Annotated in this window: 16 protein-coding genes; 10 read left to right on the top strand and 6 right to left on the bottom strand. The window is 66.5% G+C overall.

Annotated features, from left to right (window positions below):
• The 6 genes from ACO6D5_RS19645 to ACO6D5_RS19620 all read right to left on the bottom strand — a co-directional run.
• A partial coding sequence (locus ACO6D5_RS19645) for an ABC transporter ATP-binding protein (protein ID WP_485826283.1) occupies positions 1 to 971 on the bottom strand: 971 nt, incomplete at its 3' end.
• Positions 968 to 2,020, bottom strand: coding sequence for an oligopeptide/dipeptide ABC transporter ATP-binding protein (locus ACO6D5_RS19640; RefSeq protein ID WP_315845107.1), 1,053 nt, complete (start codon positions 2,018 to 2,020; stop codon positions 968 to 970). The genes ACO6D5_RS19640 and ACO6D5_RS19645, both read right to left, overlap by 4 nt.
• Positions 2,021 to 2,027: 7 nt before the next feature.
• Positions 2,028 to 2,942, bottom strand: coding sequence for an ABC transporter permease (locus tag ACO6D5_RS19635; protein ID WP_006226428.1), 915 nt, complete (start codon positions 2,940 to 2,942; stop codon positions 2,028 to 2,030).
• Positions 2,942 to 3,931 carry an ABC transporter permease gene (locus ACO6D5_RS19630; protein WP_088587736.1) on the bottom strand — a complete coding sequence of 330 codons (990 nt, stop codon included), beginning with the start codon at positions 3,929 to 3,931 and terminating at the stop codon, positions 2,942 to 2,944. Before ACO6D5_RS19630 ends, ACO6D5_RS19635 begins: the two co-directional genes overlap by 1 nt.
• Positions 3,932 to 4,075: 144 nt before the next feature.
• A complete protein-coding gene (locus tag ACO6D5_RS19625) occupies positions 4,076 to 5,647 on the bottom strand; it encodes an ABC transporter substrate-binding protein (RefSeq protein WP_006226426.1) in 1,572 nt (523 codons plus the stop codon).
• Positions 5,648 to 5,830: 183 nt separating this feature from the next.
• Positions 5,831 to 6,337, bottom strand: coding sequence for a MarR family transcriptional regulator (locus ACO6D5_RS19620; protein ID WP_315845106.1), 507 nt, complete (start codon positions 6,335 to 6,337; stop codon positions 5,831 to 5,833).
• Between the two features lie 368 nt (positions 6,338 to 6,705).
• On the opposite strand from ACO6D5_RS19620, the gene ACO6D5_RS19615 reads away from it, so the two are divergent.
• The 10 genes from ACO6D5_RS19615 to ACO6D5_RS19570 are packed head-to-tail and all read left to right on the top strand — an operon-like array spanning position 6,706 to position 18,970.
• Positions 6,706 to 8,934 carry a thiamine pyrophosphate-dependent enzyme gene (locus tag ACO6D5_RS19615; protein ID WP_485826282.1) on the top strand — a complete coding sequence of 743 codons (2,229 nt, stop codon included), beginning with the start codon at positions 6,706 to 6,708 and terminating at the stop codon, positions 8,932 to 8,934.
• 13 nt (positions 8,935 to 8,947) lie between these two features.
• Positions 8,948 to 10,492 (top strand): indolepyruvate oxidoreductase subunit beta family protein, encoded by a 1,545-nt coding sequence (locus ACO6D5_RS19610; protein ID WP_315845104.1) that lies wholly within the window; start codon positions 8,948 to 8,950, stop codon positions 10,490 to 10,492.
• 26 nt (positions 10,493 to 10,518) lie between these two features.
• Positions 10,519 to 11,496, top strand: coding sequence for a 2Fe-2S iron-sulfur cluster-binding protein (locus ACO6D5_RS19605; RefSeq protein WP_315845103.1), 978 nt, complete (start codon positions 10,519 to 10,521; stop codon positions 11,494 to 11,496).
• Positions 11,497 to 11,525: 29 nt separating this feature from the next.
• Positions 11,526 to 12,845, top strand: a complete 1,320-nt coding sequence (locus ACO6D5_RS19600) for an aromatic ring-hydroxylating dioxygenase subunit alpha (RefSeq protein ID WP_485826281.1) — start codon at positions 11,526 to 11,528, stop codon at positions 12,843 to 12,845.
• Positions 12,842 to 13,333 carry an aromatic-ring-hydroxylating dioxygenase subunit beta gene (locus ACO6D5_RS19595; RefSeq protein WP_315845101.1) on the top strand — a complete coding sequence of 164 codons (492 nt, stop codon included), beginning with the start codon at positions 12,842 to 12,844 and terminating at the stop codon, positions 13,331 to 13,333. The genes ACO6D5_RS19600 and ACO6D5_RS19595 overlap by 4 nt, the downstream gene beginning before the upstream one ends.
• 9 nt (positions 13,334 to 13,342) lie before the next feature.
• On the top strand, positions 13,343 to 14,977 hold the full coding sequence (locus ACO6D5_RS19590) for an AMP-binding protein (protein WP_485826280.1): 1,635 nt from the start codon (positions 13,343 to 13,345) through the stop codon (positions 14,975 to 14,977).
• Positions 14,974 to 16,143: a thiolase family protein gene (locus ACO6D5_RS19585; RefSeq protein ID WP_485826279.1), complete on the top strand. Its 1,170-nt coding sequence runs from the start codon at positions 14,974 to 14,976 to the stop codon at positions 16,141 to 16,143. The genes ACO6D5_RS19590 and ACO6D5_RS19585 overlap by 4 nt, the downstream gene beginning before the upstream one ends.
• Entirely contained in the window at positions 16,140 to 17,381 is a 1,242-nt protein-coding gene (locus ACO6D5_RS19580) for an SDR family NAD(P)-dependent oxidoreductase (RefSeq protein WP_485826278.1), read from the top strand. Before ACO6D5_RS19585 ends, ACO6D5_RS19580 begins: the two co-directional genes overlap by 4 nt.
• Before the next feature lie 42 nt (positions 17,382 to 17,423).
• Entirely contained in the window at positions 17,424 to 18,209 is a 786-nt protein-coding gene (locus ACO6D5_RS19575) for a cyclase family protein (RefSeq protein ID WP_315845097.1), read from the top strand.
• A 32-nt stretch (positions 18,210 to 18,241) separates the two neighbouring features.
• Complete coding sequence (locus ACO6D5_RS19570) at positions 18,242 to 18,970, top strand: SDR family NAD(P)-dependent oxidoreductase (RefSeq protein ID WP_315845096.1); 729 nt, start codon at positions 18,242 to 18,244, stop codon at positions 18,968 to 18,970.
• The last annotated feature ends 138 nt before the right edge of the window (positions 18,971 to 19,108 follow it).

Genomic DNA, 19,108 nt, shown 5'->3' with positions numbered 1-19,108 from the left:
ACGGCATGACAAGCCACCACGGACACCCCCGCCAACCGAGCCACGGGCGCCTCCGCCCGGCACCGATCATTGGCATGCGGACAACGCGGATGAAACGTGCACCCTGACGGCGGATTCAACGGATTCGGCACTTCCCCGGCCACCGCGGTGCGCGGCTTGCCCGCCCCGTTGATGTCCGGAATCGCCTCCAACAGCATCCGCGTATAAGGATGCCGAGGCCGCGCGAACAACTCGTCCCGCGGCGCCACTTCCACCATGCGCCCCAGGTACATCACCCCCACCCGGTCGGCCACGTGATGCACCACCGCCAGGTTGTGCGAAATGAACAGGTACGTCAGCCCCAGCTTGCGCTGCAGGTCCTTCATCAGGTTCAGCACCTGCGCCTGCACCGACACGTCCAGCGCCGACGTCGGCTCGTCGCACACCAGAAATTCGGGATTCACCGCCAACGCCCGCGCGATCGAAATGCGTTGACGCTGCCCGCCGGAAAACTGGTGCGGATACCGCCCCTGATCCGCCGGGTCCAGGCCCACCTGCTTCAACAATTCGCTGACCCGAGCCACGCGCTCTTCCGGTGTCATCCGGGTATGCGTCAGCATCGGTTCCGCGATGATGCGGCCCACGCGCCAACGCGGATTCAAGCTGGCATAGGGGTCCTGGAAAATCATCTGCAAGCGCTTGCGCAAAGCCCGCCCGCCAGGCTCCGACATGCGCGACAGAGGTTGCCCGTCAAAACGGATATCGCCGCGAGTCAGTCCATACAGGCCGACCAGCATCCGCGCGACGGTGGATTTTCCACAGCCCGATTCGCCCACCAGCGCCAGCGTTTCACCGCGGGCGATCTCGAACGATACGCCGTCCACCGCCCGCAGCATCACTTTGGGCTTGCCGGCAAGTTTGCGTTCCAACCACGGCGGCGACACATCGAACCAGCGCGCCGCGTCCTTCACTTCCACCAAGGGCGCGCTCATGCTGCCTCCTCTGATCTTTTGCCGTCGGACCGCCCCGCCCCCTCCGGGGTGACAAACCCGCCTGGCGGGAGCGTCGTTGGGGCGTTTCCGGTGTCATGCAACCAACAGGCCGCGCGGGACGTGCCCGCCGGCAGCAACTCGGGGCGCTCGGTCGCGCAGCGCGGCAAGCGCTGCCCGCAACGCGGATTGAACGCGCAGCCCGGCGGAATCGCGTTCAGGCGCGGCATGCTGCCGTCGATCTGCACCAGACGCTCGCGATGGCCCTCCAGCGACGGGATCGATCCCATCAGCCCCGCCGTATACGGATGGCGCGGCTTGTGGATCACGTCCGCCACCGGGCCGATCTCGGCCACACGGCCCGCGTACATCACCGCCACGCGGTCGGCGGTTTCCGCGATCACGCCCATGTCGTGCGTGATCAGCATCACCGCCGTGCCGTGTTCGCGGCACAGGCGTTTCAGCAGTTCGATGATCTGCGCCTGGATGGACACGTCCAGCGCGGTCGTCGGCTCGTCGGCCACCACCAGTTTGGGCTCGGCCGCCAGCGCCAAGGCGATCACCACCCGTTGACGCATGCCGCCCGAAAACTGATGCGGATAGTGGTCGATGCGTTCGCGCGCCGCCGGAATGCCGGTGGACGCCAGCAGTTCGACCGCGCGGTTGCGCGCCTGCGACCACGTCATGTCCAGGTGCGTGACGATGGTTTCGGCCAACTGCCGGCCCACCGTGTACAACGGATTCAACGAGGTCAACGGGTCCTGGAACACCGCGCCGATCTCACGGCCGCGCACGCGGCGCATTTGCTCGTCGGGCAGGTTGTCGATGCGGCGGCCCGCCAGCAGGATCTCGCCCGCGGCGATGCGCCCGGGCGGCTCCAGCAAGCCGATGATGGATGCGCCGGTCAGCGATTTGCCGGCGCCCGATTCCCCCACCACGCCCAGGACTTCGCCCGCCTGGATGGAAAAGGACACGTCGTCCAGGGCGCGTAGCGTGCCGCGGCGCGTGGGAAACTCCACGCGCAGATTGCGGACTTCAAGAAGTGCGCTCATGGTTACCTCAATTCAGCCGCGGGTTGAGCGCATCGCGCAGCCAGTCACCCAAGAGGTTGACCGACAGCACCAGCAGCACCAGCGCCGCGCCGGGGAAAATGGTGATCCACCACTCGCCGGAAAACAGGAAGTCGTTGCCGATCCGGATCAGCGTGCCCAGCGACGGCGCCGTCGGCGGCACCCCCACTCCCAGGAACGACAGCGTCGCCTCGGTGATGATGGCGGTGGCCAGATGCACCGTCGCCAACACCAGCACCGGCCCCAGCACATTGGGCAGCACGTGGCGGAACATGATCACGGGGGACGCCACGCCGATCACGCGCGCGGCCTGCACGTATTCGCGGTTCTTCTCCACCAACGTAGAGCCGCGGACCGTGCGCGCATACTGCGGCCAACCGGCAAGCGCAATGGCGCCGATCAGCACCGGGAACGCGATCAGCTCATGCATCTCGCGCGGGACGGCGGCGCGCGCCACCCCATCGATCAGCAACGCGATCAGGATCGCCGGGAACGACAGCTGCACGTCGGCGATCCGCATGATGAACGCATCGATGCGCCCGCCCGCGTATCCCGAGATCAGCCCCAGCACAATGCCGATCAGCATCGACAGCACCACCGAGGCCAGCCCGATCAGGAGCGACACGCGGGTGCCGTACAGGATGGCCGAATACAGGTCCCGGCCCTGGCTGTCGGTGCCCAGCAGATAGGTCTGCTGGCCGTTGGCCTCCCAGGCGGGAGGCAGCAAGGCGTCCAGCAGTTCCACCGTGGTCAGGTCGAAGGGGTTGTGCGGCGCCACCCAGCCGGCCCCGAAGGAGCCGATCAGCAGCAGCGCCAGCAACACAGTCGCCACGATGGCCACGGGCGCCCGGCGCCAGGCCCAGGCTAGGTCGCTGTCCCACCAGCGTTTGAGTACGGCGCGCATCAGTGAGCTCCCCCGGCACGGGTCATGCCCGAACGCAAGCGCGGGTCCACGACGAAATACAGAAGATCGACGATCAGGTTGATCACCACGAACACCAGCGCGATCAGGCACAGGTACGCGGCCATGACCGGCACGTCGGCGAATTGGACCGCCTGGATGAACAGCAGGCCCATGCCGGGCCACTGGAACACGGTCTCGGTGACGATGGCGAAGGCGATGATGCCCCCCAGCTGCAGGCCGGTGATCGTGATGACCGGCACCATCGTGTTCTTCAACGCGTGGCCGAAGTGGATGGCGCGGCGCTTCAGGCCCCGGGCGCGCGCGAACTTGATGTAGTCCGAACGCAGCACTTCCAGCATTTCCGAACGCACCAGGCGCAGCACCAGCGTCATCTGGAACAGCGACAAGGTGATGGACGGCAGGATCAGGTGCTTCCAGCCGGTGGCCGTGAAGAGGCCCGACGTCCACCAGCCCACGCTGACGGTTTCGCCGCGCCCGTAGCTGGGCAGCCAGCCCAACTGCACGGAGAACACCAGGATCAGCAGGATGCCGATCAGGAACGTGGGCAACGACACGCCCAGCAGAGAACCTGCCAGCAGCATCTGGGACACCAGGCTATTGCGCTTGAGCGCCGTGTACACGCCCAGCGGCACGCCCACGACCAGCGCCAGCAAGGCCGCCACCATGGACAGTTCCAGCGTGGCCGGCAGGCGCGATTTGAGCAAGGTGGAAACGGGTTCGCTCTGCCGCAGGGAAATGCCGAAATTGCCCTGCGCGGCGTTGGCCACGAAATGGCCGAATTGGACGATGGCGGGCTCGTTCAGCCCCAGTCGTTCACGCAACTCGATGCGCTCGGCATCGGTGGCGTCCTGCCCCAGCATGATGGTGACAGGGTCGCCGACGTATTGAAAAAGCACAAAGGCCAGTAGCGCGACGGTGAGCATCACCGCTACGGCCTGCAACAGGCGACGCAGTATGAAAGCAAACATAGATGGAAATACCCCCACGCCGCGCACGGACAGCGTGCGTGCTGCCTCCCAAGGGGGCGTATTTTCCTTGGGACCGCCCGGCGGAAAAGAAGAAAACAAAACGGCGGGGGTCGGGTAGACCCCACGCCGTCCGGTTAGCCAGGATCAGTCGACCTTGACCCAATCGGCGACAAGGCGATTGTCGGCACGGTGGATGACGGTGACGTTCTTGCGCATCGCCCAGGGGATGACCTGGTCATGCAGCGGGATGTGGCCGAAGTCCTTGGCGTGCCCTTGCAGCACGGTGATGATGTCGGCGTCGCGCTTGGCGGGATCGGTTTCGGTCTTGATGCGATCGATGATCACGTCAAGCTCCTTGTTGCTGTAGCCGCCCAGGTTGTACATGCCGTCAGCGCCTTCGCCCTTGGTGCGGATCAGGTTCTGCAGGGAGTACATGGCGTCGAACGTGGGCACGCCCCAGCCGAACAGGAAGGCGCTGGTGTCGAACGACTGCACCTTGGGGAAGTAGGTGGAACGCGGCATGGCGTTCATCGTGGCCTTCACGCCAACCTTGGCCCACATGCCGACCACGGCCTGACAGATGGCTTCGTCGTTGATGTAGCGGTTGTTCGGGCAGTCCAGCGTGAAGTTCAAGGTGCCGTCGTAGCCGGCTTCCTTCAACAGCGCGCGCGACTTTTCGGGATCGTAGGGCACGCGCTTGTGCACGGATTCCGCCCAGCCATGCACCTGCGGCGCGATCATCGTGCCGGTGGGCGCGGACAGGCCACGCATCACGGCGCGCTTGATGGCGTCCACGTCGATGGCGCGGTACAGCGCTTCACGCACGCGGATGTCCTGGAACGGGTTCTTGCCCTTGATGTTCGAGTACTGGAGTTCCGGACGCTTCTGGTCCAGGCCCAGGTAGATGGTGCGGTATTCGTTGCCTTCCACGACCTTTTGCGCCTGGCGGATGCGCTCCAGATCCTGGGCGGCCGGGTCCAGCACGAAGTCGATTTCGCCCGACAGCAGCGCGGCGGTGCGCGTGGCGTTCTGCTTGATCGGCGTGAACACCACTTCGGTCACGTTGCCGACCTTGCCGGCCTTGTTCCACCAGTCCTTGTTTTCTTCAAAGACCGTGCGCACGTCCACTTCACGCGACTTCAGCTTGTAGGGGCCGGTGCCGTTGGTGTTGCGCGCGCCGTAGGTCTCTTCCTTGTTGACGTAGTCCTGCGGCTTGGCGATGTTGTTCTTCTCGGACCAGGCCTTGTTCATGATGAACACGTTGGTCAGCTGGCGCAGCAGCACGGGGTTGGGCGCAGACGTTTCGATCTCGATCGTCAGGTCGTCGATCTTGCGCGCTTCCTTGATGCCGGTCGTGTAGGCCTTGTAGTTCGACGTCGGGGCCATGGCGCGATGGATCGAGAACACCGCGTCGTCCGCCGTGAAGGCGGCGCCGTCATGGAATTTCACGCCCGGGCGCAGCTTGAAGCGGTACAGGGTCGGCGACAGCTGTTCCCACTCCGTCGCCAGGCGCGGCACCACCTTGAACGTCTTGTCGTAATCCACCAGCGGTTCGTAGATGTAGCTGTTGGCGGCGATCGTCATGCCTTCGTTCTGGGAGTGCGGATCGAAGGTGAGGATGTCGCCCTGGGCGGCCCAGCGGAAGGACTTGGCCTGCCCGATCGAGGGCACAGCCACGGCGGCGGCGATCGCGATAGCAATCAAGGTGCGGCGCATAGGGGTTAACTCCTGACATTAGTCTGAATACCGGCGCGAGTGTGCCTACGCGCCAGACCCCCGTCAATTCAGGGTTTATGCGTACCGGAGACCGTTTTCACAGAGAGCGAACAATTGGGGACATATATGCTTGTAACAAAATAATTGAAACGAACAGCGTTCGAGTGCGCGCCTGCAACAGGCTTACTCGTCCGCGTCGATCGGCAACTCCAGCGGCACGTGTTCCGTCATCAGCACGCCCAGCATCTCGATCAGCAGCGCGGCGCGTTCTTCGCCGAAGGGCGCCAGCACCGCTTTCTGATGCTGGAGCGCCTGTTCGCACAGGGAAGCGATCAGGTGGGTGCCCTTGGTCGTGATGCAGACCCGCGTCTGGCGCCGGTCGGCGCGCACCCCCGTGCGCGCCACCAGCCCTTCGGCCTCCATGCGCTGCACCACCTTGCTTAACGTCGGTTGCTTGGTGATGGCCAGCACCGCCAGCGTGCCGATGGTTTCGCCCGGGCTGCCTTCCAGACTGGCCAACACGCGCCATTCGGTCACCGACAACCCCGCCGCCTTCACCTGCAAATGGAATTCGGCCGAAATGCGCTGGCTGGCCTGCGCCAGCAGATAGGCCAGGTAGCCGTCGACGAAACGCGGCCCCGCCGCGCCCCGACCTGTCAGAAGCGTGTCCCGCTGCTTGTCCAACCGCATGTTGCATTGCTCCCACGCACCGGAATTCATGTTTGGCCGATGGCCGAAAAGCGCATTGCACCACGACGGCGCAAACACGCGCCATGATGAGCCGCAATGCTGTTGCGCAGCACAGGGTATACCCGGAATCGCAACCCGTTTTTGCACCATGCCGGCGCTGAAATATTGCCGTCGGCCTAGAGAACAACCAGTATATACACCCTTGTTTTAGCGTGATATTTTTTGAGTTCCATGAAATTTCATCTTTTTTGTTGACAGCTAAAACGTTGACTCCTAAAGTATTTTTCAGATGAAGTTTTCGTGGCATGACGATGCTGCACGGCAGCAAGGCTTGAGGACCGGCAACCCGGCCCGCGAAGGAGTTCGAGATGGCTGAAAGGTCTTTCAAGAAAGAAGTCCAGCAGTTGCGCATCGGCGAAGGCGAAGAGTTTCGCGGCGAGGGCATTCTTGCCGTCACGAAAGGCCTGCTGCAATCCGGGGTCGGCTATGTGGCTGGCTACCAGGGTTCGCCGATCTCGCACCTGATGGACGTGCTGGCCGACGCCAACGACATCCTGCAAGAACTCGGCGTGCACTTCGAGGCCAGCGCGTCGGAAGCCACCGCCGCCGCCACGCTGGCCGCCTCCGTCATGTACCCGATCCGCGGCGCCGTCACGTGGAAATCCACCGTCGGCACCAACGTCGCCTCCGACGCGCTGGCCAACCTGGCCTCTGGCGGCGTCACGGGCGGCGCGCTGGTCATCGTGGGCGAAGACTACGGCGAAGGCTCGTCCATCATGCAGGAGCGCTCGCACGCGTTCGCCATGAAGTCGCAGATCTGGCTGCTGGATCCGCGCCCCAACCTGGAAAGCATGGTCAAGGCGGTGGAAGACGGCTTTGAACTGTCGGAAGCCAGCAAGACGCCCGTGATGCTGCAACTGCGCATCCGCGGCTGCCACGTGCATGGCCGCTTCATCGCGAAGGAAAACAAGCGGCCCGCCTTTTCGCTGGCCGAAGCGCTGGAAAGCCCGGCGCGCGACACCAGCCGCATCGTGCTGCCGCCCGCCTCGTTCCTGCACGAGCAGGAAAAGATCAAGGAGCGCTGGCCCGCCGCCATCCGCTACATCAAGGAGCACAAGCTCAACGAGCACTTCGACGGCGACCAGAAAGACATCGGCCTGATCCTGCAGGGCGGCCTGTACAACGGCGTCATCCGCTCGCTGCAGTTGCTGGGCCTGGCCGACAACTTCGGCAACAGCCGCATTCCGCTGTATGTCATGAACGTGACCTATCCCGTCATCGAGGACGAGGTCATCGATTTCTGCCGCGACAAGCGTGCCGTGCTGCTGCTGGAAGAAGGCCAGCCCGACTATATCGAACAGAACCTGCACGCGGTGCTGCGCCGCGCCGGCATCGATACCCACCTGTCCGGCAAGGACGTGCTGCCCATGGCGGGCGAGTACACCACGCAAGTCATGCGCGACGGCGTACGCGAATTCCTGAAACGCCACCGCCCGGAATCGTTGCAGACCCATCCCGCCGTGGCGGCGGACGCCCAAGCGGATGCGCGCCAGCTGGAAATCACCGAAGTCTCGCGCCCCAAACCCGCCAAGCCCGCCGCCGCGGAGCAGCCCATCACTTTTCACAGGCAGGTCGAAGGCCTGGCGTCCGTCGTGCCCCCTCGGCCCGCCGGTTTCTGTACGGGCTGCCCCGAACGCCCCATCTTTTCCGCGCTGACGCTGGCGCAGGAAACGCTGGGGCAGCACCATATTTCCTGTGACATCGGTTGCCACCTGTTCTCCATCCTGCCGCCCTTCAACCTGGGCGCCACCACGATGGGCTACGGCCTGGGCGCTTCCAGCGCGGCGGCGTTCAACGTGCCGGCCGCCAAGCGCCCGATCTCCATCATGGGCGACGGCGGCTTCTGGCATAACGGCTTGTCCTCGGGCATCGGCAACGCCGTGTTCAACAAGTACGACGGCGTCATCGTCATCGTCGACAACTTCTACGCGTCGGCGACCGGCGGGCAGGACATCCTGTCGTCGCGCGCCGAGAACCCCGACCGCTCGACCAACAATCCCATCGACCATGCCGTGCGCGGCGTGGGCGTGAAATGGGTGCGCACGCTGGACCGCACGTATGACGTCGCGCGCGTGCGCGCCACGATCGAAGAGGCGCTGACCACCGACATCAAGGGTCCCAAGGTCATCATCGCGCAGTCCGAATGCATGCTGAACAAGCAGCGCCGCATCAAGCCGCTGTTCAACAAGGCAGTCAAGGAAGGCAAGCGGGTAGTGAAGGAACGATTCGGCGTGGACCCCGACGTCTGCACCGGCGACCACGCCTGTATCCGGCTGTCAGGCTGCCCGTCGCTGTCGGTGAAAGACAGTGGCGACCCCTTGAAGGAAGACCCGGTGGCGCACGTGGAAAGCAGCTGCGTCGGCTGTGGCAACTGCGGCGAAGTCGCCCATGCCGCGGTGCTGTGCCCGTCTTTCTACCGCGCCGACATCGTGCACAACCCGACGGGCGGCGACCGCTTCCTGGCCCGGGTGCGCGGTGCCGTCATCGGTTTCCTGCAACGCCGCCGCGCGGCGCGCCTGGCCCAATACGCCCTGTAAGGACGACAGCTTCATGAACCCGGTGGCACTGCAACAAGGCAACCCGATCAAGATCGCCATCCTGGCCATGGGCGGCCAGGGCGGCGGCGTATTGGCCGACTGGATCGTCGACATGGCCGAGCATGCCGGCTGGTGGGCGCAGACGACGTCGGTGCCGGGCGTGGCCCAGCGCACCGGCGCCACGATCTACTACCTGGAACTGCTGCCCGAGGCCGATGTGCAGCGCGCCGGCCGGCCGCCCGCACTGGCGCTGATGCCCACCCCGGGCGATGTGGACCTGGTGGTGGCCGCCGAACTGATGGAAGGCGGACGCGCCATCCAGCGCGGCCTGGTCACGCCGGAACGCACGGTGCTGCTGTCTTCGTCGCACCGCAGCTACGCCGTCAGCGAAAAATCCGCGCCGGGCAACGGCATCGCCGATCCCAACAAAGTGCTGGAGGCCGGCCGCGCCGCCGCCAAGCGCTTCCTGTGCTTCGACCTGCAAGACCTGGCCGACCGCGCGGGCAGCGTCATCAGCGCCAGCCTGTTCGGCGCGGTGGCCGGCAGCGGCGCCCTGCCCTTTTCGCGCGAAGACTTCGAAGCCACCGTGCGCCGCGCGGGCCTGGGCGTGGAGGCCAGCCTGCGCGCCTTCGCGCTGGGTTTCGACGCGGCCCACCAAGCCCCGGCCCAGCCGGCCGCCATCGACCTGACGCGCCCGGTGCCCGCCGTGCCCGAACGCGCCGCCAGCCCCAAGACCCAGGCGTTGCTGGACGCGATCAAGCGCGACTTCCCCGCCTGTGCGCAGCCCATGCTGACGGCCGGCGTGCGCCGCCAGCTGGAATTCCAGGACGCCGCCTACGCCGCCGACTACCTGCGCCGCATGAAGGCGCTGCGCGACCTGGACGCGCAGCACGGCGGCGAGGCCCGGCAGTGGGCACTGACCTGTGCCGCTGCCCGCTACGTGGCCACGGCCATGGCCTACGACGACGTGATCCGCGTCGCCGACCTGAAGACGCGCGGTTCGCGCTTTGACCGCGTGCGCCAGGAAGTGGGCGCGCGCCCGGAACAACTGGTCTTGACGACCGACTACATGCATCCGCGGCTGGAAGAGATCTGCGGGACCCTGCCCGTGCGCATGGGCCGCTGGCTGGAAAGCTCCAAGGCATTCGGCGGCTTTGTCGAACGCCGCCTGGGCAAGGGCCGGTTGATGCAAAGCAGCACGCTCGGCGGTTTCCTGATGCTGTATTCGCTGGCCGGCATGCGGCGCTTTCGCCGCAGCACGCTACGCCACCAGATCGAATCCGCCGGCCTGGAACAGTGGCTGGACCTGATCGCGCGCCTGGCGCCGCAGGACTACGCCCTGGCCGTCGAAACCGTCAACTGCCGCCGCCTGGTCAAGGGCTATAGCGACACGCACGTGCGCGGCGGCGGCAAATACCGCCAACTCATCGCCGCGGCGGCGCAGCTGGTGGGCCGCCCCGACGCCGCCGACACCTTGCGCGCCCTGCGCGACACCGCACTGGCCAACGAGAAGTGCGGTCCCATGGAACGCCAACTGGCCGAAAAACTGGCCGCCTGACAAGAACACCGAAAGAGACAACCGCCGTGCAGACACTCAAACTGATCGTCCGGGAAGTCCGGCAAGAGTCGCCGCTGATCCGATCCTTCCGCCTGGCGCGCGAGGACGCCGGCCCGCTGCCCGCCTTCGGGCCGGGTGCGCACCTGAAGGTGACGGTGCCGGGCCTGCGCGACCCGCGCTGCTACTCGCTGGTACAGCTGGCGCCCGAGGCCGGCCAATTCGCCCAGCCCGCGGAATACCGGCTGGGCGTGCGCCTGGAAGAAGCCAGCCAAGGCGGATCGCGCCACATGCATGGGCTGGCCGAAGGCGACGTGCTGACCGTCGAAGGCCCGAAGAACGATTTCCCGCTGCATGAATCGCCCGCGGGCGACGAACCCGTGGTGTTGATCGCGGGCGGCATCGGCATCACGCCGGTGGCGTCCATGGCCGCCGCGCTGAAAGCCGCCGGCCGCGACTTCCATCTGCATTACTGCGGACGCAGCAAGGACCAGTTGGCCTTCCTGCCCGAACTCGCCGCATTGGCGGGCGACGCCCTGACCGTGCATGCCGACGACGACCCTTCTTGCCGCTTCGACCTGCAGGCGCTGCTGGCAGCGGCCTCGCCGAAGCAGCACCTGTACGTATGCGGCCCCAAAGGGCTGATCGACGCCGTCATCCACGAAGCCCGCGCACGCCACTGGCCCGATGCCCACATCCATTTCGAACTGTTCGTCACGGCAGCGCCGCAGGCCGGCGACCAGCCGTTTGAAGTCGAGCTGCGCCAAACGGGCCGCACGCTGACCATCCCCGCCGACAAGACCATCGTCGACGTCATGGAAGAAGAAGGCTGCGACCCGATGTACGACTGCAAGCGCGGCGAATGCGGCGTCTGCCAGGCCACGGTGCTGGAAGGCGAACCCGACCACCGCGACTACTACCTCTCGGACACCGAGCGCGCCAGCGGCAAGATCATCCAGATCTGCATCTCGCGCGCGAAGTCCGCGCGCCTGGTGCTGGACCTCTAAGGCCGCCGGGCCCACGACAAGGAAGCGACATGGCCAAATACCGCGACAACCCCGCCGCCATCCGCGCCCTGCTGCGCGACACCGAAGTCCACAAGGACCTGTTCATCGACCAGGAACTGTTCGACCTGGAAATGGAGCGGCTGTACGCCAACACCTGGGTCTACGTCGGCCACGACAGCCAGGTGCCCAACCCGGGCGACTACATCACCACCACCGTGGGCAACCAGCCCGTGGTGATGGTCCGCCACAGCGACAAGAGCGTGCGCGTGCTGCACAACCGCTGCCCGCACAAGGGCACGATGGTGGCGGGCGAGGCCTGCGGCAACACCGGCAAGTTCTTCCGCTGTCCTTATCACGCCTGGACCTTCAAGACCGACGGCAGCCTGCTGTCGATCCCGCTGAAGAAAGGCTACGAGAACACCGGGCTGGAGAACTGCGAAGCCAGCCAGGGCATGGCGGCCGTCAAGGACGTGAAGAACCATCGCGGCTTCGTCTTCTGCCGCCTGAACCCGGAAGGCCAGTCGTTCGAAGACTTCTTCGGCGAATCGCTGTCCACGCTGGACAACATGGTCGACCGTTCGCCCGAAGGCCGGCTGGAAGTGGCCGGCGGCGTGCTGCGCTACATGCACCGGTGCAACTGGAAGATGCTGGTCGACAACCAGACCGACACCTGCCATCCCATGGTCGCGCACGAATCGTCGGCCGGCACCGCCGTGAAAGTCTGGGAACAGGCGCCGGAGGGCACGCCCAAGCCCATGGCCGTGGAACTGTTCGCGCCCTTCATCTCGCCTTACGAGTTTTTCGAGAACATGGGCATCCGCGTGTGGGAGAACGGGCACGGCCACACCGGCGTGTCGGATTCCATCCACGCGTCCTACTCGGGCGTGCCCGGCTATTGGGACGCGATGGTCTCGGCCTACGGCGAAGCGCGCGCCAAGCAGATCCTGGGCGACGTGCGCCACAACACCGTGTACTTCCCCAACATCATGGTGAAGGGCCCGATCCAGACGCTGCGGGTCTTCAAGCCCATCGCCGCGGACCGCACGCTGGTCGAATCATGGACGTTCCGCCTGGTGGGCGCCCCCGACCTGCTGCTGGAACGCACCCTCATGTACAACCGGCTGATCAATGCGCCCACCTCGGTCGTCGGCCATGACGACCTGGAAATGTACGAACGCGCGCAAGACGGCCTGAATTCCCGCGCGCGCGACTGGGTGAACGTGGGCCGGCTGTACACGCCCGACGAAATCGGCCAGAAGAACGTCACCACCAATGGCACCAATGAATGGCAGATGCGCAACCAGTACCGCGCATGGGGCCGCTACATGACCGGACCGGAGTCGGTATGAGCGCAAGCGACCGCGAGTTGATCGATTTTGTCTACGCCGAGGCGCGCCTGCTGGACGAGCTGCGCTTTGAGGACTGGCTGGACCTGTACACCGAAGACGGCTACTACTGGATGCCCCTGGCACACGGCCAGACGGACCCGAAGCTGCACGCCTCGCTGATGTACGAAGACAAGCTGCTGCTGCGCGTGCGCGTGGAGCGGCTGGCCGGCCAGCGCACGTTTTCGCAGCAGCCGAAAAGCCGTTGCCACCACCTGCTGCAGGCGCCCACGGTCGAACACGGCCACCCCGACGCGGCGCCCGCCGACGGCCGCCACGTCGTGCGCACCGCCTTCCACTACGTCGAGACCCGGCAGGACGCCCAGACGCTGTATGCCGGCTGGACGACGCACCATCTGGTGGAGCAGGACGGCGCGCTGCGTATCCGCTTGAAGCGCGTTGACCTCGTCAACTGCGATGCCGCCTTCGGCAACATCCAATTGTTCATGTAGGAGCGGCTTGTGAACACGACCGTCCACCAGGCTTTCCGCAACACCGCGTCGCGCCACGGCGCCCAGCCCTTCCTGTGCATCCTGCCGGAAACGGCAGCCGCCTATGGCATCGAAGCCGGCGAACTGGCCTACGCCCGCGCCGCCGACGCCATCGAGACGCTGCGCGCCGCTTATGCCCGCGCGGGCTATGGCCACGGCCACCGCGCCGGCCTGCTGCTGGAGAACCGCCCGTCGTTTTTCCTGCACTGGTTCGCGTTGAATGCGCTGGGCGTATCGGTGGTGCCGATCAACCCCGACCTGCGCGCGGCCGAACTGGAGTACCTGACCGGCCACTCCGAGATCGCGCTGGCCGTCGCCTTGCCGGAACGGCACGCCGACCTGCTGGCGGCCGCCACGCGCGCAGGCCGCCCCTTGCGCGTGATGGGCCCGGACGACGCGCCGCCCGCCGCGGCCTTTGCCGCCCCGCTGGGCGACACCGCGCCGACCGAACTGAGCGAATGCGCGTTGCTGTACACGTCCGGCACCACCGGCCGCCCCAAGGGCTGCATCCTGCCGAACCGCTATTTCCTGCACGCGGGCGGCTGGTACGCCCGCATCGGCGGATTGGCCGCCTTGCGTCCCGGCCAGGAGCGCATGCTGACCCCGCTGCCTCTGGTCCACATGAACGCGATGGCGTATTCGGCCATGGCCATGGTGCTGACGGGCGGCTGCCTGATCCCGCTGGACCGCTTCCATCCCAAGACCTGGTGGGACAGCGTCCGCGAGTCGGGCGCCACCGTGCTGCATTACCTGGGCGTCATGCCCGCCATCCTGATGAAGGCGCCGCCGTCCGACGGCGACCTGCAACCCGTCATTCGCTTCGGTTTCGGTGCAGGCGTGGACCGCAAGCTGCACGCGCCGTTTGAAGCGCGCTTCGGCTTTCCGCTGCTGGAAGCCTGGGCCATGACCGAAACCGGCGCCGGCGCCGTCATCATTGCCAACCAGGAACCGCGCCACATCGGCACCAGCAGCTTCGGCCGCGAGGAAGACGATGTGCAAGTGCGCATCGTGACCGACGCCGGCCAGCCGGCCGCCATCGGCGAACACGGCGAACTGCTGGTGCGCCATGCGGGCGACGACCCGCGCTACGGATTCTTCGCGGGGTACCTGAAGGACGACGCCGCCACCGCCGAAGCCTGGCAGGACGGCTGGTTCCATACCGGCGACATCGTCCGCCGCGAAGACGACGGCGCGTTGCGCTTCGTCGACCGCAAGAAGAACGTGATCCGCCGCAGCGGCGAGAACATCTCGGCCGTGGAAGTGGAAAGCGTGCTGATGCAGCACCCGCTGGTCAAGGCCGTGGCCGTGGCCGCCGTGCCCGACGCCGTGCGCGGCGACGAAGTGCTGGCCTGCGTCGTGGCGGAACCGTTGCCCGCTGGCGATGCGGGCATCTCGGATGCCGCGCGCAGCATCGTGCAGTGGTGTCTGGAACAGCTGGCCTACTACAAGGCGCCCGGCTACGTGGCCTTCGTGGACAGCCTGCCGCTGACCACCACCAACAAGATCCAGCGCGGCGAAATGAAAGCCCTGGCGCCCACCTTGCCCGGCACCGCGCGCTGCGTTGACACGACCGGCATGAAGAAACGCCAGGAGGCGGCCCGATGAGCCGCCTGGGCTATGACGGCATCGTGGCGGCCCTGCCCGTCACGATCCCGTACGAGCGCTATTCCACGCACGCCGCGCACTGGTGGCTGGGGCGGGCGCTGGGCGCGCTGATCCGGCAGTCCGGCGTGGCCAAGGCGGACGTGGACGGCCTGTGCGTGTCCAGCTTCACGCTGGCGCCCGACACCGCCGTGGGTCTCGTCCAGCACCTGGGCATGAGCCCGCGCTGGCTGGACCACATCCCGATGGGCGGCGCCAGCGGCGTGGCGGCCTTGCGCCGCGCGGCCCGCGCCGTGCAGGCCGGCGACGCGAACATCGTGGCCTGCATCGCGGGCGACACCAACCATGTGGATTCCTTCCGCAACACGGTCAGCCAGTTCTCGCGCTTTGCGCAAGACGCCGTGTATCCCTACGGCGCGGGCGGTCCCAACGCCAGCTTCGCGCTGCTGACCACGAACTACATGCGCACGACCGGCGCCACGCGCGAGGACTTCGGCAAGCTATGCGTGGCGCAGCGCGACAACGCGTTGCGCTATCCGCACGCGCTGATGAAAAAGCCGCTGACGCTGGCCCAGTACCTGGACGCCCGCGTCATCACCGACCCGATTCACCTGTTCGATTGCGTGATGCCCTGCGCGGGCGCCGATGCCTTCCTCGTCATGCGCGAGGCCCAGGCCCGCGCGCTGAACCTGCCTTACGCCCGCATCCTGTCCACCATCGAACGCCACAACGCCTGGATCGACGACCCTATCCAGACGCGCGGCGGCTGGACCATGGACATTGACGAGCTCTACGGCCAGGCCGGGGCCGCGCCCGCCGACATGGATTTCCTGCAAGCCTATGACGACTATCCCGTCATCAACCTGATGCAGATCGAGGACCTGGGCTTCTGCGATAAAGGCGCCACGCCGGAATTCGTTCGCGACAACACCTTCACCGTGGACGGCAGTTTCCCGTTCAACACCAACGGCGGCCAGCTGTCGGTGGGCCAGGCCGGCGCCGCGGGCGGCTATCTGGGCATGGTCGAAGCGCTGCGCCAGCTGACCGGCACGGCCGGCGGCACCCAGGTGGCCGATGCCCGCGTCGGCATGGTCAGCGGCTTCGGCATGATCAATTACGACCGCGGGCTGTGCACCGCCGCGGCCATTCTGGCCAGGAGCGACGCATGACCGAACCGCTAGCCAAGCCGCCCCGGAAGAACCCGGTTGCGCGCACCCGCCAGCCCACGCTGCCGCCCGGCTGGCGCAGCCGCAGCGCCCTGGGGCTGACGGCGGCCGCGGCCGAAGGCCGCTTCGACCTGCAGACCTGCGCCGACTGCGGCGCGGTGCAATACCCGCCCCGCGAAGTCTGCGGCCACTGCCTGTCGGAACATCTGCCTTGGCGGCCGGCCGATCCCAACGGCGTGCTGCTGGTCAGCACCACTTTGCACCATAGCAACGACCTGTATTTCCGCGAACGCCTGCCGTGGCGCGTGGGCACCGTGCGCATGGACGCCGGGCCCTCTGTCGTGGCCCACGTCCACCAGGACTGCGCCGACGGCGCCCGTGTGCGGCTGACGCTGAAACTGGATCGCGGCGGCCAGGCCGTGATGATCGCCCTGCCAGAAAGGAACACCCCGAACATGGAAGACGACAAGACCCTGCGCGAGACCTCGTGCGACCCGAAGTTCCGCCGGGCCCTGGTCACGGACGGCAAGTCCGCGGTCGGCCAGGCAGTGGCGCGCGCCCTGCTGGATGCGGGCTGCCCCACCGTGTTCCTGGGCGATCCGCAGGCCTGGAAACGCGACGACGCCTTCGACGCCCTGGCCGCCGACCCGCGCGTGCAGACCATCGTGCTGGACGTGACCGATACGGATTCCGTCGAACGCGCGGCTGCCTCGATCGGCGGCAAGGTCGAGATCCTGGTGAACACGGCCGATCTGGAACGTGAAGGCGGCCTGCTCGGCCGCAAGGACGTGAACACCGCGCGCGACGCCATGGACGTGAACGTGCTGGGCCTGATGCGCCTGGCGCAGTGCTTCGGCCCGGCCCTGTGCGGCCGCGCCGCCGACGGCGTGAACAGCGCCACCGCCTGGGTCAACGTGCTGTCCATCTACGCGCACATGAACCTGCCCGCGCGCGGCATGTGGTCGGCATCCAAGGCCGCCGCCCTGTCGCTGGCCCAGTGCCTGCGCGCCGAGATGCGGGGCGCGGGGGTACGGGTGGTGAACGTGTTCCCCGGCCCGGTGGACCACGAGTGGGAGCAGCGCACGCCCCCGCCGCGCGTGGCCCCCGCCGCGATCGCCGGCGCCATCGTGCGCGCGCTGAAGGACGGGGTTGAAGACGTCTACGTCGGCGACGTGGCGCAGGAATTCCGCGCCCGGCTGGCCGAAAACCCCAAGGGACTGGAACGGGAATTGGGCGCCTGACCGCCCGCGCCCGATAACGCACGAACCAAGAGGAGCAACAACATGAGCCAGAACATTCTTGCCCAATTCATGTCGGAACTCGTGTCGGGCCGCATCGGCCTGGTGGACCTGACCGAGACCCTGACGCCGGAATTCCCCACCATCGTGCTGCCGCCGGAGTTCGGCCAGGCGTGGCCCTTCCGCATGGAAGAGATCTCGCGCTATGACGAGCGCGGCCCGGCCTGGTACTGGAACAACTTCTCGTGCTCGGAACACACGGGCACCCACTTCGATGCGCCGGCCCACTGGGTCACGGGCAAGGACCAGCCCGACAACACGGTGGACACGATCCCCATCGAGTCATTCATCGCCAGCGCCTCTGTCATCGACTGTTCCGCCGAGGCGCGCGATAACCCCGACTTCCTCCTGACCATCGACTTCGTGAAGGCCTGGGAAGAAAAGCACGGCCGCATTCCGGCGCGCTCGTGGGTGCTGATGCGCACCGACTGGTCCAAGCGCGCCAAGCCCGCCGAATACCTGAACATGCAGGCGGACGGCGCGCACTCGCCCGGCCCCGACGCGGACGTCGTGCCGTGGCTGATCAAGGAGCGCGACGTGCACGGCTTCGGCACCGAATCCGTGGGCACCGACGCGGGACAGGCCCATCACCTGAACCCGCCCTACCCCTGCCACTACTACATGCACGGCAACAACCGCTACGGCCTGCAGTGCCTGACGAACCTGGATCAGCTGCCGCCCACCGGCGCGGTGATCTTTTCGGCGCCGCTGAAGATCCGCAGCGGCTCGGGCAGCCCCCTGCGCGTGCTGGCGCTGGCGCCCAAGGCCTGAACGGCCCCGCCCACAACGAACAAAGGGATTCCATGACACAAGCGAATGTTGCCCTCGTCACCGGCGGCAGCGCCGGCATCGGGGCGGAAATCTGCCGCAGCATGCTGGACGCGGGCTATGAAGTGATTTCGATGGCCCGCCGCGCGGCCGACTTCAGCCATCCGCGCCTGCACAACATGCAGGTGGACCTGCTGGACGCCGAGGCCACCGCTCAGGCCGGGAAGGAAGCCGCCTCCCGGTTCCCCATCAGCCACGTTATCCACAACGCGGGCGTCATCTGGCCGAATCTGCTGCCGCAGGTCACGCAGGAAGAACTGCACGGGCTGACCCAGATCCATCTGGGTGCGGCGATTTCCCTGGTGCAGGCGGCGTTGCCCGGCATGCAGGAACGCAAGTTCGGCCGCATCGTGATGATGTCCTCGCGCGGCGCGCTGGGCCTGCCCACGCGCACGGCCTATTCGGCCACCAAGGCCGGCATGGTCGGCATGGCGCGCACGTGGTCGCTGGAACTGGCGCCTTACGGCATCACGGTCAACGTCGTGGCGCCCGGCCCCATCCAGACGGACATGTTCTACGAAGTGATCGAACCCGGCAGCGAACGCGAAAAGCAGCTGGCCAACGGCATCCCGGTCAAGCGCCTGGGCCGTTCGGACGACGTCGCGCGCGCCGTGATGTTCTTCGCGGACCCCGCCAACAGCTTCGTCACCGGGCAGACCTTGTTTGTGTGCGGTGGCGCCAGCGTCAGTTCCATCACCATCTGACCGGGCGCATCCCGCGTCTGTCGTCGGGTTTTAACGGATAGGTAAGCATCAGTACCACGTCTACAGTGCTCATCCTTGCGTCTTAGAAATTTTAAGCAACAAGTAATTCCCGCCGTTCCTGTTTTCTCCGCTTTTCAA

The sequence above is a fragment of the Achromobacter sp. genome, from assembly GCF_057314935.1.
Note: the sequence above shows the minus strand (reverse complement) of the source record. Positions and strands in the feature narration are given on the sequence as shown.

Bases quoted from the DNA above. Each gene is read 5' to 3' on its own strand.
- ACO6D5_RS19635 (WP_006226428.1), bottom strand. From the start codon at position 2,942: ATGCGCGCCGTACTCAAACGCTGGTGGGACAGCGACCTAGCCTGGGCC.
- ACO6D5_RS19580 (WP_485826278.1), top strand. From the start codon at position 16,140: ATGACCGAACCGCTAGCCAAGCCGCCCCGGAAGAACCCGGTTGCGCGC.
- ACO6D5_RS19585 (WP_485826279.1), top strand. From the start codon at position 14,974: ATGAGCCGCCTGGGCTATGACGGCATCGTGGCGGCCCTGCCCGTCACG.
- ACO6D5_RS19610 (WP_315845104.1), top strand. From the start codon at position 8,948: ATGAACCCGGTGGCACTGCAACAAGGCAACCCGATCAAGATCGCCATC.
- ACO6D5_RS19620 (WP_315845106.1), bottom strand. From the start codon at position 6,337: ATGCGGTTGGACAAGCAGCGGGACACGCTTCTGACAGGTCGGGGCGCG.
- ACO6D5_RS19570 (WP_315845096.1), top strand. From the start codon at position 18,242: ATGACACAAGCGAATGTTGCCCTCGTCACCGGCGGCAGCGCCGGCATC.
- ACO6D5_RS19595 (WP_315845101.1), top strand. From the start codon at position 12,842: ATGAGCGCAAGCGACCGCGAGTTGATCGATTTTGTCTACGCCGAGGCG.
- ACO6D5_RS19600 (WP_485826281.1), top strand. From the start codon at position 11,526: ATGGCCAAATACCGCGACAACCCCGCCGCCATCCGCGCCCTGCTGCGC.
- ACO6D5_RS19630 (WP_088587736.1), bottom strand. From the start codon at position 3,931: ATGTTTGCTTTCATACTGCGTCGCCTGTTGCAGGCCGTAGCGGTGATG.
- ACO6D5_RS19575 (WP_315845097.1), top strand. From the start codon at position 17,424: ATGAGCCAGAACATTCTTGCCCAATTCATGTCGGAACTCGTGTCGGGC.
- ACO6D5_RS19625 (WP_006226426.1), bottom strand. From the start codon at position 5,647: ATGCGCCGCACCTTGATTGCTATCGCGATCGCCGCCGCCGTGGCTGTG.
- ACO6D5_RS19640 (WP_315845107.1), bottom strand. From the start codon at position 2,020: ATGAGCGCACTTCTTGAAGTCCGCAATCTGCGCGTGGAGTTTCCCACG.
- ACO6D5_RS19615 (WP_485826282.1), top strand. From the start codon at position 6,706: ATGGCTGAAAGGTCTTTCAAGAAAGAAGTCCAGCAGTTGCGCATCGGC.